We start from the raw sequence: 19,136 nt of genomic DNA, 5'->3' as shown, positions 1-19,136 counted from the left end.
CGCCTGTGTAACAGCAGCGCGGGGTTTGTTGCTTTTCCCTTCCCTGTTTTCGGCGCCCCGTATTTACCCGTCTTCCATTCAGCCCGCGCGCTTGAGAGCGCGTACCGAGGATGAACTATCTTTAACCCGCCCAGGCCGCTGCAAGCGGCTGAGGCCGGAGTAACATTGGATACGTTTTTCTAAGGGACATTCACTTGGCCACACCTTTCCCTCACCTCGCGCTGCATGCCCGGGGCAATCCATGACTTCGCACAACCCCGACAACCCGGCCGCACTCGCCTCGGCACTGCCCGGTGCCGTGCAACGTCTGCCCTTGCTCGAACGCCTGAGCCGCTATCGCCAGCCCATCGGCCTGATCGTGACCCTGGTATTGTTCACCATGGCCTTGATTGCCTGCCGCCACCTGCTGAGCGAGCTGGACATCCATGCCTTGCACGATGCCATGCTCAGCGTGCCAGCCCAGTCATTGCTGGGCGCCTTGCTGGCAACCGTGCTCGGTTTCGTGATCCTGCTGGGTTACGAATGGTCGGCCAGCCGCTATGCCGGTGTGCAATTGCCAGCACGCAGCCTGGTGCTGGGCGGTTTCAGCGCCTTTGCCATCGGCAACGCCATTGGCCTGTCGATGCTGTCCGGCGGCTCGGTGCGCTACCGCCTGTATGCGCGCCAGGGGGTAGGCGCAGGCGAAGTGGCGCGGATGACCGTGTTCGCCAGCCTGTCACTGGGCTGTGCGCTGCCGCCCCTGGCTGCCCTGGCGACCCTGAGTGACCTGCCGGCGGCCTCGGCCGCGCTGGGCCTGGCGCCTGGCTTGCTGGCGGCCATCGCCACAGTTGTGCTGGTGCTGTGTGGGGTGATGGTGGTTGGCCTGTACCGCCGTCGCCTGGCCGAGCAACCCGTGGCCGACAACCTGCTGGTACAACTGGGCCGCCGCACACTGCGTCTGCCGGGCGCCCGCCTGGCCGCCCTGCAATTGCTGATTACCGCGCTGGATGTCGCCGCTGCGGCGACCGTGTTGTATCTGCTGCTGCCCGCAGCACCACCGTTCGGCGCCTTTGTCCTGGTGTATCTGCTGGCCCTGGCCGCAGGCGTGCTCAGCCATGTGCCAGGCGGCGTCGGGGTGTTCGAAGCGATCCTGCTGGCCGCCTTTGCCGACCAGCTTGGCGCGGCACCGTTGGCAGCGGCCCTGCTGCTGTATCGGCTGATCTACGTGGTGCTACCGCTGCTGCTGGCCTGCGTGTTGCTGCTGGCCAACGAAGCCCGGCGCCTGCTGTTCACACAACAGGCCATCAAGGCGGCTTCCGGGCTGGCGGCACCGGTGCTGTCGATTCTGGTGTTCCTGTCCGGGGTGGTGCTGCTGTTCTCCGGGGCCACGCCCGAGATCGACACGCGTCTTGAGCACATGGGTTTCCTGGTGCCGCACCGTCTGATCGATGCCTCGCACTTCGGCGCCAGCCTGATCGGGGTATTGTGCCTGCTGCTGGCCCAGGGCCTGCGCCGGCGCCTGTCCGCCGCCTGGCTGCTGACCACCGTGCTGTTGCTGGTTGGCGCCCTGCTGTCGTTACTGAAGGGTTTTGACTGGGAAGAGGCCTGCCTGCTGACCTTCACCGCCGCCCTGCTTGCCCTGTTCCGACGCTCCTTCTACCGCCCCAGCCGCTTGCTGGAGCTGCCGTTCTCGCCAGTGTTCCTGGTGGCCAGCGCCTGCGTGGTCGGGGCATCGGTGTGGCTGCTGCTGTTCGCCTACCAGGATGTGCCCTACAGCCATCAGCTGTGGTGGCAGTTCACCCTCGATGCCGACGCCCCGCGTGGCCTGCGCGCCGCCATGGGCAGCGCCCTGCTGCTGGCGGCCGTGGCCCTGACCTGGCTGCTGCGCACGGCACCGCCCGTGATTCACCTGCCTGATGCACAGGAACTGCAACGGGCCAACCGCATTCTGTTGGCCTCTGACCAGCCCGATGGCGGCCTGGCCCTGACCGGCGACAAGGCGCTGCTGTTCCACCCGGGCGACAACGCCTTCCTCATGTACGCACGTCGCGGCCGTAGCCTGGTGGCCCTGTATGACCCGATCGGCCCGGCCCAGGAGCGCGCCGAGATGATCTGGCAATTCCGTGACCTGTGCGACCTGCACCACGCCCGACCGGTGTTCTACCAGGTGCGTGCTGAAAACCTGCCGTTCTACATGGACATCGGCCTGACCGCGCTGAAACTGGGCGAAGAAGCCAGGGTCGACCTGCACCGTTTCGACCTGGAAGCCAAGGGCAGGGAGATGAAGGACCTGCGCTACACCTGGAACCGCGGTGGCCGTGACGGTTTGAGCCTGGAAATCCATGAACCCGGCCATGCCCCACTGGCAGAGCTGAAGGAAATTTCCGATGCCTGGCTCGGCGGCAAGAACGTGCGCGAGAAAGGCTTCTCGCTGGGACGCTTCAGCCCCGAGTACCTGCAGCACTTCCGCATCGCCCTGATCCGCTTTCAGGGCCGCCCGGTGGCCTTTGCCAACCTGCTGGAAACCCACAGCAAGGAGCTGGCCAGCCTCGACCTGATGCGCGCACATCCCGAGGCCCCGAAGCTGACCATGGAATTCATGATGATCGGCCTGATCCTGCACTACAAAAGCCACGGCTACACCCGCTTCAGCCTGGGCATGGTACCGCTTTCCGGCCTGCAGCCGCGGCGTGGTGCGCCGCTGACCCAGCGCCTGGGTTCACTGGTGTTCCGCCGCGGTGAGCAGTTGTACAACTTCCAGGGGCTGCGACGCTTCAAGGACAAGTTCCAACCGGACTGGGAACCCCGCTACATGGCCGTGCCGGCCGGGCTCGACCCGCTGGTGGCACTGGCCGACACCGCCGCCCTGATCGCAGGCGGCTTGACTGGATTGGTGAAACGTTGATGACCCGACGCTTTTGGCTGTACCTGCTGACTCCCCTGCTGCTGGCCGCCCTGGTGGGGGCGCTGGCGTTCTGGCTGTGGACGCGCCCGGCCCCCGAGGCGCGCCTGGAGCAACTGAGCATCAATGACACCGCGATCACCCGTGTGACACCAGGCGTACACCCCAAGGCCCGGGTGGTCATAGCTGTCCCGCGGGACCAGGCACTGACCGACAAGCAGCTGCTCGACCTGGCCAAGTCCGGCGAAGCGCAACTGGTGCAGGTGTTGCTGCCGGCCAATGACTGCAGCAAGCAGCAGCAGGCCATGAGCCAGGCCCTCGCCCAGTTGCCCCAGCAGCCGACCCTGGTCGCCGGTATCGGCCCGGGCGCGGCCCAGGCCTGGCGCTGGCTGGCCAGCCAGAACGACGACAAGGCCCGGGCGATTTCGGTGGATTTCAATCTCGAACAACCCGGTTGCCAGGCCCCGCTGCCAAAATCGGCCGCCCATGGCCACTGGAATGTCGCCTGGAACGACAACCCGGATGACGCCAGCGCCGCCTTCGTGCGCGACCAGGCCAATGCCGAAACCAGCATCAGCGACTACGACATCCACCTGCCGCAGGTGCTCAGGGCGCAGCTGACCCAGGCCCTGGTCGGCCACGACGGCAACGCCCTGGCCATCCCGGTGGTCGAGGTGCCTGCCGGGCAGACCACCGACACGGTCACCCTGTTCCTCTCGGGTGACGGCGGTTGGCGCGACCTGGACCGTGACGTGGCCGGGGAAATGGCCAAGCTGGGCTACCCGGTGGTGGGCATCGACACGCTGCGCTACTACTGGCAACACAAGACCCCGGAACAAAGCGCCGCCGACCTGTCCGAGCTGATGCAGCACTATCGGCAGAAATGGGGTACCAAGCGCTTCGTGCTGACCGGCTATTCGTTCGGCGCCGACGTGTTGCCGGCGATCTACAACCGCCTGCCGGTCGAAGACCAGCAGCGCATCGACGCGGTGATGCTGCTGGCCTTTGCCCGCAGCGGCAGCTTCGAAATCGAAGTCGAGGGCTGGCTTGGCAAGGAAGGCCAGGAAGCACCGACCGGGCCGGAAATGGCCAGGTTGCCGGCATCCAAGGTGGTGTGCGTGTATGGCGTCGAGGAAACCGACGAGAGCGGCTGCACCGACAAGACGGCGGTCGGCGAGCGTCTGAAACTGCCAGGTGGGCACCACTTCGATGAAAACTACCCGGCGCTGGCCAAGCGCCTGATCGACGAGATCGAGACGCGCCAGGGCAAGTCGAGCGTGGCGGCACAGAACTGATAGCCCTGAAGGGTTCACTCGCGGGCGCGCCTGCTCACACTGCCACTGGCGCCGCGCTCACCGGTACAGCCAGTGCCAGCCACCGCACCGCCTGTTTCGCGGATAAATCCGCGAAACAGCTACATGTGAGTGCCTGCGCCTGCCCTGAAAATCAGATCTCGACCTGCGTCCCCAATTCGATCACCCGGTTCAACGGCAGGTTGAAGAAGCGCAGGTTACCGTTGGCATTCTTCAGCAGAAACGCGAACAGGTTGCCCCGCCAACGCGACATGCCCTCCAGCCGCGATGCGATCACCGTCTCGCGGCTGAGGAAGTAGGTGGTGCGCATCGGGGTGAAGTCCAGTTCGTCCAGGTGGCACAGGCGCAACGCCGCCGGTACATCCGGTTCATCCATGAAGCCGAAGTGCAGCAATACGCGGAAGAACCCTTCACCATAGGCCTCCACCTCGAAACGCTCCTGCTCCGGCACTCGCGGCCGATCCTCGTTGACCACCGTCAACAGCACCACCTGGCTGTGCAGCACCTGGTTATGCAGCATGTTGTGCAACAGCGCATGGGGTACGGCATCGGAGCGCGCCGTGAGGAACACCGCCGTGCCTTCGACCCGGTGCGGCGGCTGGATGCGGATACTGCTGATGAACAGCTGCAGCGGCAACGCGCCTTCGTCAATACGCTCCACCAGGATCTGCTTGCCGCGCTTCCAGGTGCTCATCAACAGGTACAGCACACCACCTGCCAGTACCGGGAAGGCACCGCCCTGGACGATCTTCGGCACGTTGGCGGCAAAGTACAGCCCATCGACCAGCAGGAAACCCACCAGGATCGGCACCGCCAGCACGGGCGGCCATTTCCACAGCAGCAGCATCACCGCCGAAACCAGGATGGTGGTCATCAGCATGGTACCGGTCACCGCCACGCCGTAGGCCGCCGCCAGCGCGCCGGACGACTCGAAACCGAGCACCAGCAGTACCACGCCGACCATCAGCGTCCAGTTGATCGCGCCGATGTAGATCTGCCCCTGTTCGTCGCTGGAGGTGTGCTGGATCTGCATGCGCGGGATATAGCCCAGCTGGATGGCCTGGCGGGTCAGCGAAAACGCCCCCGAGATCACCGCCTGCGAAGCGATCACCGTGGCCATGGTCGCCAGGCCGACCATCGGCAGCAGCGCCCAGCCTGGCGCCAACAGGTAGAACGGGTTGCGTGCCGCCTCCGGGTCCTGTAGCAGCAATGCGCCCTGGCCAAAGTAGTTGAGCACCAGCGCTGGCAGCACCAGGGCGAACCAGGCCCGGGCAATCGGCTTGCGGCCGAAGTGGCCCATGTCGGCATACAGCGCCTCGGCACCGGTCAGCGCCAGCACCACCGCACCGAGAATGGCAACGCCCATGCCGGGGTGAACCACGAAGAAGTTCACTGCCCAGGCCGGGTTGAACGCCTTGAGCACTTCCGGGGATTGCGCGATGCCATACACCCCCAGCGCGCCCAGCGCCACGAACCAGGTGACCATGATCGGGCCGAACAGCTTGCCGATCTTCTCGGTGCCGTGCTTCTGCACCAGGAACAGCGCTACCAGTATCACCAGCGAAATCGGCACCACCCAGTGGTCGATGCCTTCGAACGCCAGGCCCATGCCCTCCACCGCCGACAGGACCGACACGGCCGGCGTGATCATGCTGTCGCCGTAGAACAGCGAAGCGCCAATCAACCCGCACACCACCATCAGCGTCTGCAAACGCGGATAGGCCGCCGTGGCCCGCCGTGCCAGTGCGGTCAGCGCCATGGTGCCACCTTCGCCCTGGTTGTCGGCACGCAGGATGAACATCACGTACTTGAACGACACCACCCATAACAATGACCAGAGGATCAGCGACAGGATCCCGAGTACGCCGTCATGGTTGACCGGCACCCCGTAACCGCCGGTGAAGACTTCCTTGAGGGTATATAACGGGCTGGTACCGATATCGCCATAAACCACCCCGACCGCTGCCACCAGCAGGCTCAGCGACCGCGTCGCGCCCTGCTTCCCCTCGTGCCCGCCCTCGGCGTGACTGCTTGCCTGAACCATCGACCACTCCCGCAGACGGCCTTGTAGACCTTTGCCATTCATCGTTCCTGCCCAGGCTGAAATGCAACCTGACGCAATGGCGCGAAGCATAGCGCAGCGTTCGTCGCATTTCTGCTGGTCAAGCGACTCGGCGCTCGCTAGAATTGCGCACTTTTTGATCAGAGGCGCCAAAAGCGCCCGTCAAGATCGCCCCCGATTCCGGTCGGGCGACCTGTATTCGATACCGAGGTTAGTCATGTCCACCACGCCCGCCACCCCCAAGGTAGGTTTCGTAAGCCTGGGTTGCCCGAAAGCCCTGGTCGATTCCGAGCGCATCCTGACCCAGCTGCGCATGGAAGGCTATGAAGTCGTGCCCACCTATGAGGACGCCGACGTCGTGGTGGTCAACACCTGCGGCTTCATCGACAGCGCCAAGGCCGAGTCGCTGGAAGTGATCGGTGAAGCGATCAAGGAAAACGGCAAGGTCATCGTCACCGGCTGCATGGGTGTCGAGGAAGGCAGCATCCGTGACGTGCACCCGAGCGTGTTGTCGGTCACCGGCCCGCAGCAGTACGAGCAGGTGGTCAACGCCGTGCACGAAGTGGTACCGCCGCGCCAGGACCACAACCCGCTGATCGACCTGGTACCGCCACAAGGTGTCAAACTGACCCCGCGTCACTATGCGTACCTGAAAATTTCCGAAGGCTGCAACCACAGCTGCAGCTTCTGCATCATCCCGTCGATGCGCGGCAAGCTGGTCAGCCGCCCGGTGGGCGAAGTGCTGAGCGAGGCCGAGCGCCTGGTCAAGGCCGGGGTCAAGGAGATCCTGGTGATTTCCCAGGACACCAGCGCCTACGGCGTCGACGTCAAGTACAAGACCGACTTCTGGAATGGCCGCCCGGTCAAGACCCGCATGCTCGAGTTGTGCGAGGCCCTGAGCAGCCTGGGCGCCTGGGTGCGCCTGCACTATGTATACCCGTACCCGAACGTCGACGACGTGATCCCGTTGATGGCCGCCGGCAAGATCCTGCCGTATCTGGACATCCCGTTCCAGCATGCCAGCCCGAAAGTGCTCAAGGCCATGAAGCGCCCGGCGTTCGAGGACCGCACCCTGGCACGCATCAAGCACTGGCGCGAGCAATGCCCGGAGCTGGTGATCCGCTCCACCTTCATCGTCGGTTTCCCGGGCGAGACCGAGGAAGACTTCCAGTACCTGCTTGACTGGCTGACCGAAGCCCAGCTGGACCGCGTGGGCTGCTTCCAGTACTCGCCGGTGGAAGGCGCCCCGGCCAACGACCTGGGCCTGGAAGAAGTACCGGACGAGGTCAAGCAGGAGCGTTGGGATCGCTTCATGGCGCACCAGCAGGCCATCAGTGCCGCCCGCCTGCAACTGCGTATCGGCAAGGAAATCGACGTGCTGATCGATGAAGTCGAAGAACAGGGCTCGGTTGGTCGCAGCTTCTTCGACGCACCGGAAATCGACGGCAGCGTGTTCATCGACGGCGATCATGGCTTCAAGCCAGGCGACAAGGTGCGTTGCCGCGTGGTGGATGCCGACGAGTACGACCTGTGGGCTGAACCGGTCTGACCCAGCGGCAGCACGAAAAGGCCCTGTTCCGGCTGCCGGAGCAGGGCCTTTTTGCATCAGGGCAGCGGGTAAGCGCTGACTGACGGTTGGCCTGCTATGTTGTCAGGGTACCCTCGAGGAATCCTGCCCATGCATTCGACAATGACGTTGCAAACCCCGCGCTTGAGGGACTACGACGAACTGGTACAGGTGTGGGAAGACTCGGTACGCGCTACCCACGACTTTCTTCCTGAGGGCTACATCCTGTTGCTGCGCGAACACGTGCTGCGCCGCTACCTCGATGCGGTGATGCTGGTCTGCTGCAAGGACCGCCAACGCATCTGTGGCTTCGCCGGGGTCGCCAGCGGGCGCGTGGACATGCTGTTCGTCGCACCGGATTACCGCGGCAAAGGGGTTGGCAAACGCCTTCTGCACTATGCGATCGATGAGCTGAATGCCGAGCGCCTGGACGTCAATGAACAGAATTCGCAGGCCCTGGGCTTCTACCTGCATGAAGGTTTCGAGGTGATCGGCCGTTCGGCGACCGATGGCCTGGGCCAACCCTACCCTTTGCTGCACATGCGCCTGCGCAAAATGGCGTAAATGACACAGATTCCCAGCCCCTCTGGCGCGCAGGCAGGTACAATGCACGTCTTTCCCTGCCTTTGCGAAACCCCCGTCATGTCCGAACCCGTCCGCCTGTCCAAACGCCTTATCGAGCAACTCGGCTGCTCCCGCCGCGAGGCCGAGCTGTATATCGAAGGCGGCTGGGTCACGGTCGATGGCCTGGTGGTCGAACAACCGCAGTTCAAGGTCGCGCAGCAGTGCGTCGAGTTGCTGCCTGGCGCCCGCGCCGAAACGCTGGAGCCGGTTACCCTGCTGCTGAACCAGCCGGCAGGCATGAGCAGCGAAACCGCCCGCGACGAAATGAACATGAGCAACCTCAGCGAGGCCCATCGCGAAGGCGTGCGCGCCCTGCACGGGCACTTTGCCCGGCAGGCCTGCGTGGCTCCGCTGGAACCTGGTGTCAGCGGCCTGCAGGTATTCACCCAGGACTGGCGGGTAACCCGCAAGATCGACGCCGACCTGCGCCGCCTGGAGCAGGAGTTTATCATTGAAGTACGCGGCGAGACCACGCCCCAGGCGCTGGAACGCCTGGCACGCGGTGCCACCCGCAATGACCGCGAGCTGCCCAGGGCCAAGGCCAGCTGGCAGAACGAGACCCACCTGCGCATGGTCCTGAAGAACCCGCAACCAGGGCAGATTGCCGAGCTGTGCGCGTACCTGCGCCTGGAGCTGCTCAGCATGCGCCGCATCCGCCTGGGCGGTGTGTCGATGGGCAAGCTGCCGCTGGGCCAGTGGCGCTACCTGGCCGCTACCGAACGTTTCTAAGCAATACGCCGCGCCCGCAGGCGCGGCACCTGAACAGGATTCTGCAGCAATGAACCACAACGACGTCCTGCGCAGCTTGCGCTACATGCTCAAGGTGAACGACGCCAAGATGGCCGAGATCATCGGGCTAACCGGCCTCGAGGTGCATCCCCTGGTGCTGGCCACCTACCTGAAAAAGGAAGACGAGGAAGGCTTCGTGCGTTGCCCGGAGCGGGTCATGGCGCACTTTCTCGACGGCCTGGTGATCCACCGCCGTGGCAAGGACGACAGCCGCCCGCCGCAGCCGATCGAACTGCCGGTAACCAACAACCTGATCCTGAAGAAGCTGCGGGTAGCCTTCGAACTCAAGGAAGATGACCTGCATGCGATCCTCAAGTCAGTCAACTTCCCGGTCAGCAAACCCGAGCTCAGCGCACTGTTCCGCAAGGTCGGCCACGACAACTATCGCCCGTGTGGCGACCAGTTGCTGCGCAACTTCCTCAAGGGCCTGACCCTGCGCGTACGTGGCTGAGCGGTCATGCAGCATACGGTTGCTCCGGTCGGAATCGTCCGCTCCTGTTTCAAGGAGAAGTTCGCCATCCCGCGCCAGCCGCAGCTAGCACCTGCCGCTCGCGGTGTGCTCGAGCTGTTGCCGCCGTTCGACCAGGGTGATGCGGTCGCGGGCCTGGAGCAGGTCAGCCATGTCTGGCTGCTGTTCCTGTTCCACCAGGCGCTGGAAGACAAGCCACGCCTGAAGGTGCGTCCGCCGCGCCTGGGCGGCAACAAGAGCATGGGTGTGTTCGCCACCCGTGCGACGCACAGGCCCAATGGCATCGGCCAGTCGGTGGTGCGCCTCGAGGGCGTGGAGCCCGGGCGCCTGCTGCTGTCCGGGATCGACCTGCTCGATGGCACGCCGGTGCTGGACATCAAGCCCTATGTGCCCTACGCCGACAGCATCGCTGGCGCCAGCAACCAGATGGCCAGCGAAGCCCCCGCCGCGATCACCGTGCAGTGGAGCGACGCTGCCCTGCCCCAGGCCCGCGAACATGCCTTGCGCCTGGGGGAGCCGGTGGTGGAGCTGATCGAGCAATGCCTGGCGCAGGACCCACGGCCGGCCTACCAGGTGCCGGCGGCGGAGCGGGTGTATGGGGTGAAGTTCTGGGATGTGCAGGTGCGCTGGCATTACCCGCAGCCGGAGGTGATCCGGGTGCTGGAGGTGGTGCCCGCCTGATCTCGGAGCTGGCTGGACGTGGCCGCTTCTACAAAGGGGCCGCGCAGGCACGAAAAAGGCGACCCTGGGTCGCCTTTTCGTTTTACTGTACCGCGATCAACGAGCCGGGCCTTCAGCAACGCCCAGGTCGTCGGTCGGACGGTTATCGACCAGTGGCGAACCACCGGAGGCCAGCTCCGAGGCCAGCTTGTCGTTGTCCATTTCCTTGACCCACTTGGCCACGACCACGGTAGCCACAGCGTTGCCCACCAGGTTGGTCAGGGCGCGGGCCTCGGACATGAAGCGGTCGATGCCGAGGATCAGCGCCAGGCCGGCAACCGGCAGGTGGCCGACAGCCGACAGGGTGGCAGCCAGGACGATGAAGCCCGAACCGGTCACGCCGGCAGCACCTTTGGAAGCCACCAGCAGCACCAGCAGCAGGGTGATCTGGTGGGTGATGTCCATGGTGGTGTCGGTGGCCTGGGCAATGAATACCGCAGCCATGGTCAGGTAGATCGAGGTGCCGTCCAGGTTGAACGAGTAGCCGGTCGGAATGACCAGGCCAACCACCGACTTCTTGGCACCCAGGCGCTCCATCTTGGCCAGCATGCGTGGCAGGGCCGATTCCGAGGAAGAAGTACCCAGCACGATCAGCAGTTCTTCACGGATATAGCGGATCAGCTTGAGCACGCTGAAACCATGGGCGCGGCAGATGCCGCCCAGCACCACCAGCACGAACAGCAGGCAGGTGATGTAGAAGCAGGCCATCAGGTAGCCCAGCTGCACCAGCGAACCAACGCCGTACTGGCCGATGGTGAAGGCCATGGCACCGAAGGCACCGACCGGGGCCAGCTTCATGATCATGTTGATGATGTTGAACATGACATGGGCGAAGCGGTCGATCAGGTCCAGCACCGGCTTGCCGTAGCTGCCCAGGCGATGCAGGGCGAAGCCGAACAGCACGGAGAACATCAGCACCTGCAGGATATCGCCGTTGGCGAAGGCGCCGACCACGGTGTTGGGAATCACGTTGAGCAGGAAGCCGACGGTGGTCTGCTGTGCGCCGGCGGCGGCATAGGCGGCCACGCTGCTGGCGTTGAGAGTGTTGACGTCGATGTGCATGCCAGCGCCCGGCTGGACCACGTTGACCACTACCAGACCGATGATCAGGGCGATGGTGGAGACGATTTCAAAGTACAGCAGCGCGTAGCCGCCCGTCTTGCCGACCGACTTCATGCTCTGCATGCCGGCGATGCCGCTGACCACGGTACAGAAGATGATCGGGGCGATGACCATCTTGATCAGTTTGACGAAACCGTCACCCAAGGGTTTGAGGGCGACGCCGGTTTCCGGGTAATAGTGGCCGAGCAGAATGCCGATGGTGATGGCGACCAACACCTGGACATACAGGGATTTGTACAGCGGCTGACGTGTCGTCATGGCTAAATTTCCTCAAGTGTGCCGGTTCACCCTTCCCAGGGCGATGCGGCACCTGAATCGCTAACCCTCCTGCACCTGGAGGGATTTGTCGTTGTGTTCGAGCTGCCTGGGCAGGCCTCTGCGAAGATCGATAGCAAGGGTGGTGCCAAAATGCCCAGCAAGGGTGCAGGTGCCGTATTTGCTGGGGAGAAATGCCCAACGACGGGGCGATCTGGCTGAGCAAGGCTGGCGGATTTCCGCCCGGTGGCGGGATTTGTACAGGGGGAGGTGGCGGGAATCCGCCCGTTGGGGGTTGCCTGTAGCGGCCCTTTCGCGAATGAACCCGCAAAAGGGCCGCTACAGGCGAGCGCTCAATCCAGGTGGAAGGTGATCCTGAACGCCGCGCCGCCCAGTGGCGAGTCGCCCAGGCTCAACGCCGCGTCATAGCTGTCGACGATGTCCTTGACCACCGCCAACCCGATGCCCTGCCCCGGGTGCTGGCTGTCGAGCCGCTCGCCGCGCTCCAGAATACGTTCACGCTGATCGGCCGGCACCCCTGGTCCATCATCCTCGATGCACAAGGTCAACTGCCCCGGCGCCTGCTCCAGGCTCACCCGCACCTGGCCCAGGCTCAGGCGGTAGGCGTTTTCCAGCAGGTTGCCCAACAGCTCGAGCAATGCCCCCTGCTCCATCGGCACCTGCGCGGCCTCGGGCACCTGCAGGGTCACGCTCACCCGCTTGTCGCGGTACACCTTGGCCAAGGTGCTGCACAGGCTGTCGAGCAGCGGTCGCAGCAACACGCGGTGGCGCACCAGGCCGCTCTTGCGCAGGCTGGCGCGTTGCAGTTGGTAGTCGATCTGCTGGCTCATGCGCTCGATCTGGCTTTGCAGCACCCGCGCCTGCTCGCGTTCGCCGCTGCGCTGCTGCAGGCTTTCGCCCACCCCTTGCAGCACCGCCAGCGGCGTCTTCAGGCTGTGCGCCAGGTCATCGAGCGAATCGCGGTAACGCTGGCGCTGCTCGCGTTCGCTGCGCAGCAGGCGGTTCAGCGAGCCGGTCAGGCGCAACAGCTCACGCGGGTGCTCACGGCTCAGGCCATCGCGCGCACCCGCCTCCACCTCGTCCAGTTCGCGACTGAGCCGGCGCAACGAGCGCAGGCCCCAGGTCAGCCCGGCCCACAACAGCACCAGCAGCACCAGCAAGGCCGCGCCAAAACCGAGGTAGAGCTTTTCGCGCAGGCCGTCGAGGGTATGCTGGTACTCGCGCACCGGCTGCAGGGCGACAATACTGTAGGCCGCGCTCTGGCCGCCCAGCAGCTTGATCTCGACATCGTAGACGAAGAACTCCTCGCCATCGGCCTGGCGAATGCGCGCGAACTCATTGCCGCGGCCATCGTAACGCGGGTGATAGTTGACGTTCTGCGCGGCGGTGGCCCGCGACTGCCAGACCAGGTTGCCGTCGCGATCGAAGATATAGCCAAGCAACCCGGTGTACGGCAGGTTGTAGCGCTCGTCCGGCAGCAGCGTCGGCATCTGTAACTGGCCATGCTCGATGCGCGCGGCGGAAATCAACGTGGTCACATCCGAGGCCAGGCGTTGCTCGATCGATTCCTGCAGGGCCAGGCTGAAGGCCTTCTGCAAGGCCGGCAGCAGCGCCAGCATGAACAGCAGCGCCAGCACCGCAGCCGCGAGCATCAGGCGTACCCGCAGGGAACGGATCATCGGCAGCGCTCGGTGAACAGGTAACCCAGGCCGCGCACGGTGTCGATGGGCCTGAAGCCGCGCTCGCCCTCGAGCTTGCGGCGCAAGCGGCCGACCAGCACTTCGATGACATTCGGGTCACGCTCCTCGTCCCCCGGGTAAAGCTGCTCCATCAGGCGGTCCTTGGCCACCACTTGCTGGTGATGACGCATCAGGTATTCGAGGATGCGGTACTCGTATGCGGTCAGGGCCAATGGCTGGGCGTCAAGGGAGGCCTGCTTGCGGTTGAGGTCGAGCACCAGGGGGCCGGCGGCGATGGTTGACTGGGTGAAACCGCTGGAGCGACGCAGCAAGGCATTCAGGCGTGCCTCAAGCTCCTCGAACTGGAACGGTTTGACCAGGTAATCATCGGCGCCGGCGGCCAGGCCTTCAACCTTGTCTTGCCAGTTGCCACGCGCGGTGAGGATGAGAATCGGGAAGGTCTGGTCCTGGCTGCGCAGGCGGGTGATCAGCTCCAGGCCGCTGATGCCGGGCAGGCCGAGATCGATGATGGCCAGGTCGAAATGGTACTGCCCGGCCTGGTACAGCGCCTCCTCGGCATTGCCTACGGCCTCGACCACATGGCCGCTTTCGCCCAGGCGGGTAAAGAGGTGATGGCGAAGCAAGGCTTCGTCCTCGACCACCAGCAGTTTCATGTGCAGCTCCTTGTCGTATTGCCTGTGCCGGCCCTTCGCGGGCGTGCCCGCGAAGGGCCGGCACAGGATAACCCGGCTCGCCCGTCAGAACTTGTAGGAAGCCGCCAGGTAGGTCTGCGCGCTGCTGGTCAGGCGTAGGGTGCCGTCTTTCGGCCCGCCATGCGCGCCCACTTCGGTGGCGGCATTGCTGCGCAGGTAACGATAGCCCAGCTCGACCGAAGCCTTGTCGGTGATGTCCTGGATGACGCCGGCCTGCAAGCCGTAGGCGTATCCGTAGTCGGTATCGCGGCTCGCACCTGGCGAGTCCTGGGTCAGCTTGGTCACGCCCAGGCTGCCACCACCGAACAACCTGGTGGTATCGCCCACCGGCAGGAACAGGTCGTAGCTGCCCAGCAGGTTTTCCTGGCGCAGCTTGAGGCCGCTGTGCTCACCCGAGACGTTGTCGTAGGTCATGTAGTAGCGGCCCTGGTCATTGAGCTTGCCCAGGCGCACCCCCCAGGTGTCATCCTTGCCGATGATGCCGTCGGCGTCGAGGTGGTCGGTGTTGCGCTGCAGCAGGCCGGACTTGCGAACCTTGTCGCTGGTCTGGCCGTAGGTCAGGCTGGCGAAGCTGTCGTCGGCGGCCTGGGCAGAGGTGATGCCGGCGGCGCAGACGGCCATGGCGGCAAGCAGGGTATTGAAGGTTTTCATGGCTGGATACTCCAGTTGGGTGCGCTGTTTCGGTCTGGAAGCTAGAGTAAGCAGGACACCCTGAACCGCGACTGAACCCTGGCTGAACACTGGCTGAACGAACCGTTTGCAGAAACAAGGAGTAGTGACCATGCGTGTCCTGCTGGCCGTGACCCTGATGTGCAGCGCCGCCCTCGCCCAGGCGGCGGTACAAACCCGCGAGATTCCCTACCAGGACGCCGACGGCAACCGGCTGGTCGGCTACTACGCCTATGACGACGCCGTCGAAGGCAAACGCCCCGGCATTGTCGTGGTGCATGAATGGTGGGGGCTTAACGACTACGCCAAGCGCCGTGCCCGCGACCTGGCGGCGCTGGGCTACAACGCGCTGGCCATCGACATGTATGGCGATGGCAAGCACACCGAGCACCCCGCCGACGCCCAGGCATTCATGGCCGAGGCGCTGAAGGATCCGAAAGCCGCCGAACGCCGCTTCGATGCCGGGGTTGAACTGCTGAAACTGCAGCCCAATACCAACAAGCACCAGCTGGGGGCGGTAGGCTACTGCTTCGGTGGCAAGGTGGTGCTGGATGCCGCGCGGCGCGGTGAGAAGCTGGACGGCGTGGTGAGCTTCCACGGCGCGCTGGCCACGCAGACCCCGGCCAGGCCTGGCGTGGTGAGGGCGGATATCCTGGTCGAACATGGTGCGGCAGACAGCATGGTGACCCCGCAGCAGGTAGCAGCGTTCAAGGCCGAAATGGATGCGGCGAAGGTCAACTACCAGTTCGTCAGCATCGACGGGGCCAAGCACGGCTTTACCAACCCGGACGCCGACCGCTTGAGCCATGGCGAGCATGGCGGGCCGGATATCGGCTACAGCAAGGCGGCGGATGAAAGCTCCTGGGCGGACATGCAGGCGTTCTTCAAGAAGGTGTTCAAGTAAACAATACGAGGGCTGCATCGCGGCCCCCCTTACGCTCCCATCTCCCACGCTGCCGCCTCGGCTGGCACAATAGCCCCCATGAATACACTTCCTGCCTGCTGCGCCCCCCTCCAGCACCACTGGCCCCTGCCGCGCCCATTGCCTGGCGCGGCGCTGGTCAGCTGCGCCTTCGACCCCACTCGCCTGGCACCCGACGACTTCCAGCGTGCCGGGGTGGTGCCAGGCCCCAGCCTGCAGCGCTCGGTAGCCAAGCGCCAGGCCGAGTACCTGGCTGGCCGGGTCTGTGCCCGCGCTGCACTGCAGCGCCTGGACGGCCGTGACTACGTGCCCGGCACCCACGAAGACCGCTCGCCGATCTGGCCTGCCGGCATCCACGGCTCGATCACCCACGGCCAGGGCTGGGCCGCCGCCGTGGTCGCCGCCGAAGACAGCTGCCAGGGCCTGGGCCTGGACCAGGAAGCGCTGCTGGACGATGAGCGCGCCGAACGGCTGATGGGCGAGATCCTCACCCCCCCCGAACTCGAACGCCTGGACCGCCGCCAGCTCGGCCTGACCGTGACCCTGACCTTCTCGCTGAAGGAAAGCCTGTTCAAGACCCTCTACCCGCTGACCCGCCAGCGCTTCTACTTCGAACACGCCGAAGTGCTGGCGTGGTCCGCCGACGGCCTGGCCAGCCTGCGCCTGCTCACCGACCTGTCGCCGCAATGGCGGCATGGCACCAAGCTGCTGGGCCAATTCTGCCTGCAGGATGGCCACCTGCTCAGCCTGGTCAGCGTCTGATCGTTACACGGGTGGCTGCTGCCGTGGCCAGCTCAGGCTGAAGCAGGCACCGCCCAGCGCGGCACTGCGCCCAACCGTGGCCCGGCCGGCGTGCCAGTAGATGATGCGCCGCACGATCGACAGGCCCAGGCCATGCCCGCCCGAGGCCCGGGTACGGCTGTCATCGAGCCGGGTGAACGGCGTGAAGATGCGGTCCCAGAAGCCCTCCGGGATCCCCGGGCCGTCGTCCTCGACATCGATGCGGCAGCGCTGTTGCCCCAGCTGATAGCTCAAGCGCACCTCGGCCTCGGCATGGCGCATGGCGTTGCCTACCAGGTTCTGCAGAGCCCGGTGCAGGTAACGCGGCTCGGCCTCGACCCAGGCGCCTTCAGCATCGGCGCCGTGGCATTCACCGCGCAGTACGCGTATTCCAACGCGCAGCGGTGCCAGCTCTTCGATCACCCGATCTAGCAAGGCATCCAGGTCAATCCGCGCGAACTTCAGCGCAGGCGCGCCCTGCTCCAGGCGGGCGTAGGTAAGCATCTCGTCGACCAGTTTGTCGAGGTCCTGGATATCCCCGTCCATGCCCGCCAGATGCTTGGCCCGGGCCTGCTCGGTGGTGGCACCTTCGAGCATCTCCAGGCCAAAGCGCAGGCGTGCCACGGGCGTGCGCAGCTCATGGGAAACCGCGCGCACCAGCTCGCGCTGCATGGTCAGCGAGCGCTGCAGGTGCTCGGCCATGCCGTTGAACGCTGCCGCCAGGCGTCCTACCGAATCGGCATCATCGGTTGGCACGCGGGTGTCCAGGCTGCCCTGGGCAATGCGCGTGGCAGCCACCTCCAGGCCGGAAACGCGCCGCTCCAGCTGACGCACCAGCAGGTAGACCACCAGGCCGATCAGGCACAGGCCGAGGAAGGCGATCAGGATCAGCAACTGCGGCGGATATGGGTTGAGCTGGTACAAAGGGCCAATTTCCAGTACCCAGGGCGAACCGGCCAAGCCGGCGAACACGCGGATCGAGTCGCCATCCTTGCCCAGCGCCATCACCGTATCGCCCTCCTCGACCCGGCGCCGCTGGTCGTCGTCCAGGCTTACCCGCTCGATGCGCTGCAGCGCCACGCCAAAGCCAAAGCCCTTGTCGCGCTTGAGCTGCTCCAGGCGCTGCTGCTGTTCTGTCACCGGGTAACGCACCAACTCGTCGGCCAGCAGGTACAAGGTAGCCCGCGCCAGTTGCTCGCTGACCTGCTTGACCTCGGCGACCAGCAGCAAGTCCTCTTGGCCAACCTTGCGCAATATCCTTGCGGCATGCGGGCCGGTCTTCTCGACCACCACCAGGCCGCGGCCCAAACGTGCCCGCTGGCCGCCATCAAGAGGGTGCGCAGTGGTTGGCTGCAGGGCCAGCGGCACGCCGAGCAGGCGCTCCCAGATCAGCAGCGAGCGCTTGCGCTCGGTGTCGTTCTGCAATGCCAGGTTGTCGGCCATCAGGCTGAAGGTTCCCTGGGCCAGGCGCTCGCGATGCTGGGCGGCACGCACCTCGTTGACCAGGTGCAGGCTCAGCGCCCCGAGCAGGGCCACCAGCACCAGCACCGCCAGCATGCCGCCGTAGATGCGCAGGAAGATCGAGTTGTTCATGACACCTCGCCGACGAACAGGTAGCCCTTGCTGCGCAGGGTCTTGATCAGCCTTGGCTGGAGCGGGTCGTCGCCAATCTTGGGGCGGATCTTGGAAATGCGTATGTCGATGGAACGGTCCTGGCCGTCGTAGCCGACGCCGCGTAGCGCGGTGAAAATCTGCTCGCGGGTCAGCACCCGGCCGGCGTTGCTGGCCAGCAGCCAGAGCAGGTCGAATTCGGCGCCGGTCAGTTCGATCAGCTGTTCGCCCAGGTGTGCCTCCCGCAGCCGGTTGTCGATGCGCAGTGCCCCGAAGGCCAGCGCCTGGCGTTTGTTGTCCGCTGCCTCGCTGCGGCGCAGCAGCGCCTGGATATGCGCCAGCAGCAGGCGTGGGCGCACCGGCTTGCACACGTAGTCATCGGCCCCCAGGTCCAGGCCCTGCACCTGGTCGAGTTCGTCGCTGCGGGCGGTGAGCATGAGGATCGGGCCGGGGTACTGGCTGCGCACCCGCCGGCAGATGCTCAGGCCGTCTTCGCCGGGCAGCATGAGGTCGAGGATGACCAGGTCGGGCTGGCTGTCGACGATGCGCCGAGCCGCGCGGGCGCCATCGCCTTCGACACTGACCTCGAAGCCGTTGGCCTGCAGGTACTCGGCAGTGAGCTCGGCCAGGCGCTGGTCGTCTTCGACGATGAGGATGCGGGGTAGGGTTTGGTCCATGCGCAGGCCTTCTTTGTTCTTGGGATCGTGTCAGGGCGGCTGAGAGTATGACTGTAGATGTATGGGGCCTGCGAGATCGAGCGCCGCCCGCGCGGCGCTCGCTCTGACAGGCGCCAGGCAGCTACAGACATACACCTGTAGCCCGCTCGACTGAACCGTTTTTTGTGATACGGTTCGCGCCCGAAAAATTATGCGCCGGGGCGCCAGAACGCAGAAAAATACTGCAAACCACTTGGCACAAGGCCTACAGCGAATACCCACC

At 65.0% G+C, this 19,136-nt stretch carries 16 protein-coding genes; 9 read left to right on the top strand and 7 right to left on the bottom strand.

Annotated features, from left to right (window positions below; all coding sequences use genetic code 11):
• Window positions 1-241: 241 nt before the first annotated feature.
• Complete coding sequence (mprF, locus tag ACVWZT_RS15075) at window positions 242-2,884, top strand: bifunctional lysylphosphatidylglycerol flippase/synthetase MprF (RefSeq protein ID WP_296235261.1); 2,643 nt, start codon at window positions 242-244, stop codon at window positions 2,882-2,884.
• Entirely contained in the window at window positions 2,884-4,176 is a 1,293-nt protein-coding gene (locus ACVWZT_RS15070; RefSeq protein ID WP_457470072.1) for a virulence factor family protein, read from the top strand. The genes mprF and ACVWZT_RS15070 overlap by 1 nt, the downstream gene beginning before the upstream one ends.
• A gap of 151 nt (window positions 4,177-4,327) precedes the next feature.
• On the opposite strand, the gene ACVWZT_RS15065 is transcribed toward ACVWZT_RS15070, so the two are convergent.
• Window positions 4,328-6,238 carry a potassium transporter Kup gene (locus ACVWZT_RS15065; protein WP_296235263.1) on the bottom strand — a complete coding sequence of 637 codons (1,911 nt, stop codon included), beginning with the start codon at window positions 6,236-6,238 and terminating at the stop codon, window positions 4,328-4,330.
• Between the two features lie 235 nt (window positions 6,239-6,473).
• On the opposite strand from ACVWZT_RS15065, the gene rimO reads away from it, so the two are divergent.
• The 5 genes from rimO (at window position 6,474) to tsaA (ending at window position 10,386) form a co-directional block, all read left to right on the top strand.
• Window positions 6,474-7,805 carry a 30S ribosomal protein S12 methylthiotransferase RimO gene (gene rimO / locus ACVWZT_RS15060; protein WP_296235264.1) on the top strand — a complete coding sequence of 444 codons (1,332 nt, stop codon included), beginning with the start codon at window positions 6,474-6,476 and terminating at the stop codon, window positions 7,803-7,805.
• Between the two features lie 129 nt (window positions 7,806-7,934).
• Entirely contained in the window at window positions 7,935-8,387 is a 453-nt protein-coding gene (locus tag ACVWZT_RS15055; RefSeq protein ID WP_296235265.1) for a GNAT family N-acetyltransferase, read from the top strand.
• Between the two features lie 78 nt (window positions 8,388-8,465).
• Window positions 8,466-9,176, top strand: a complete 711-nt coding sequence (locus ACVWZT_RS15050) for an rRNA pseudouridine synthase (RefSeq protein ID WP_296235266.1) — start codon at window positions 8,466-8,468, stop codon at window positions 9,174-9,176.
• A 49-nt stretch (window positions 9,177-9,225) separates the two neighbouring features.
• Window positions 9,226-9,687, top strand: a complete 462-nt coding sequence (locus ACVWZT_RS15045) for a DUF1456 family protein (protein WP_440808657.1) — start codon at window positions 9,226-9,228, stop codon at window positions 9,685-9,687.
• A 6-nt stretch (window positions 9,688-9,693) separates the two neighbouring features.
• Complete coding sequence (gene tsaA / locus ACVWZT_RS15040; protein ID WP_296235268.1) at window positions 9,694-10,386, top strand: tRNA (N6-threonylcarbamoyladenosine(37)-N6)-methyltransferase TrmO; 693 nt, start codon at window positions 9,694-9,696, stop codon at window positions 10,384-10,386.
• Between the two features lie 96 nt (window positions 10,387-10,482).
• On the opposite strand, the gene ACVWZT_RS15035 is transcribed toward tsaA, so the two are convergent.
• The 4 genes from ACVWZT_RS15035 to ACVWZT_RS15020 form a co-directional block, all read right to left on the bottom strand.
• Window positions 10,483-11,805, bottom strand: coding sequence for a dicarboxylate/amino acid:cation symporter (locus ACVWZT_RS15035; RefSeq protein ID WP_225778889.1), 1,323 nt, complete (start codon window positions 11,803-11,805; stop codon window positions 10,483-10,485).
• Between the two features lie 350 nt (window positions 11,806-12,155).
• Window positions 12,156-13,502, bottom strand: coding sequence for an ATP-binding protein (locus tag ACVWZT_RS15030; RefSeq protein WP_457470068.1), 1,347 nt, complete (start codon window positions 13,500-13,502; stop codon window positions 12,156-12,158).
• The gene (locus tag ACVWZT_RS15025) at window positions 13,499-14,176 is read right to left on the bottom strand and encodes a response regulator (protein ID WP_225778891.1); all 678 of its coding nucleotides are present in this window, start codon (window positions 14,174-14,176) and stop codon (window positions 13,499-13,501) included. The genes ACVWZT_RS15030 and ACVWZT_RS15025 overlap by 4 nt, the downstream gene beginning before the upstream one ends.
• Window positions 14,177-14,260: 84 nt before the next feature.
• Window positions 14,261-14,866 carry an outer membrane beta-barrel protein gene (locus ACVWZT_RS15020; RefSeq protein ID WP_296230064.1) on the bottom strand — a complete coding sequence of 202 codons (606 nt, stop codon included), beginning with the start codon at window positions 14,864-14,866 and terminating at the stop codon, window positions 14,261-14,263.
• A 130-nt stretch (window positions 14,867-14,996) separates the two neighbouring features.
• Between ACVWZT_RS15020 and ACVWZT_RS15015 the strand changes: the two genes are divergently transcribed.
• Complete coding sequence (locus ACVWZT_RS15015; RefSeq protein ID WP_457470065.1) at window positions 14,997-15,788, top strand: dienelactone hydrolase family protein; 792 nt, start codon at window positions 14,997-14,999, stop codon at window positions 15,786-15,788.
• A gap of 78 nt (window positions 15,789-15,866) precedes the next feature.
• On the top strand, window positions 15,867-16,568 hold the full coding sequence (locus ACVWZT_RS15010; RefSeq protein WP_457470063.1) for a 4'-phosphopantetheinyl transferase family protein: 702 nt from the start codon (window positions 15,867-15,869) through the stop codon (window positions 16,566-16,568).
• 3 nt (window positions 16,569-16,571) lie between these two features.
• Here the strand turns inward: ACVWZT_RS15010 and ACVWZT_RS15005 are convergent, their stop codons facing one another.
• Window positions 16,572-18,179 (bottom strand): ATP-binding protein, encoded by a 1,608-nt coding sequence (locus ACVWZT_RS15005; protein ID WP_457470061.1) that lies wholly within the window; start codon window positions 18,177-18,179, stop codon window positions 16,572-16,574.
• Window positions 18,176-18,874: a response regulator gene (locus ACVWZT_RS15000; protein WP_457470059.1), complete on the bottom strand. Its 699-nt coding sequence runs from the start codon at window positions 18,872-18,874 to the stop codon at window positions 18,176-18,178. The genes ACVWZT_RS15005 and ACVWZT_RS15000 overlap by 4 nt, the downstream gene beginning before the upstream one ends.
• Window positions 18,875-19,136: the final 262 nt, after the last annotated feature.

This window comes from Pseudomonas sp. TE21394 (genome assembly GCF_054057835.1).
The sequence above is the reverse complement of the archived record's forward strand: the minus strand, read 5'-3'. Positions and strand labels throughout refer to the sequence as shown.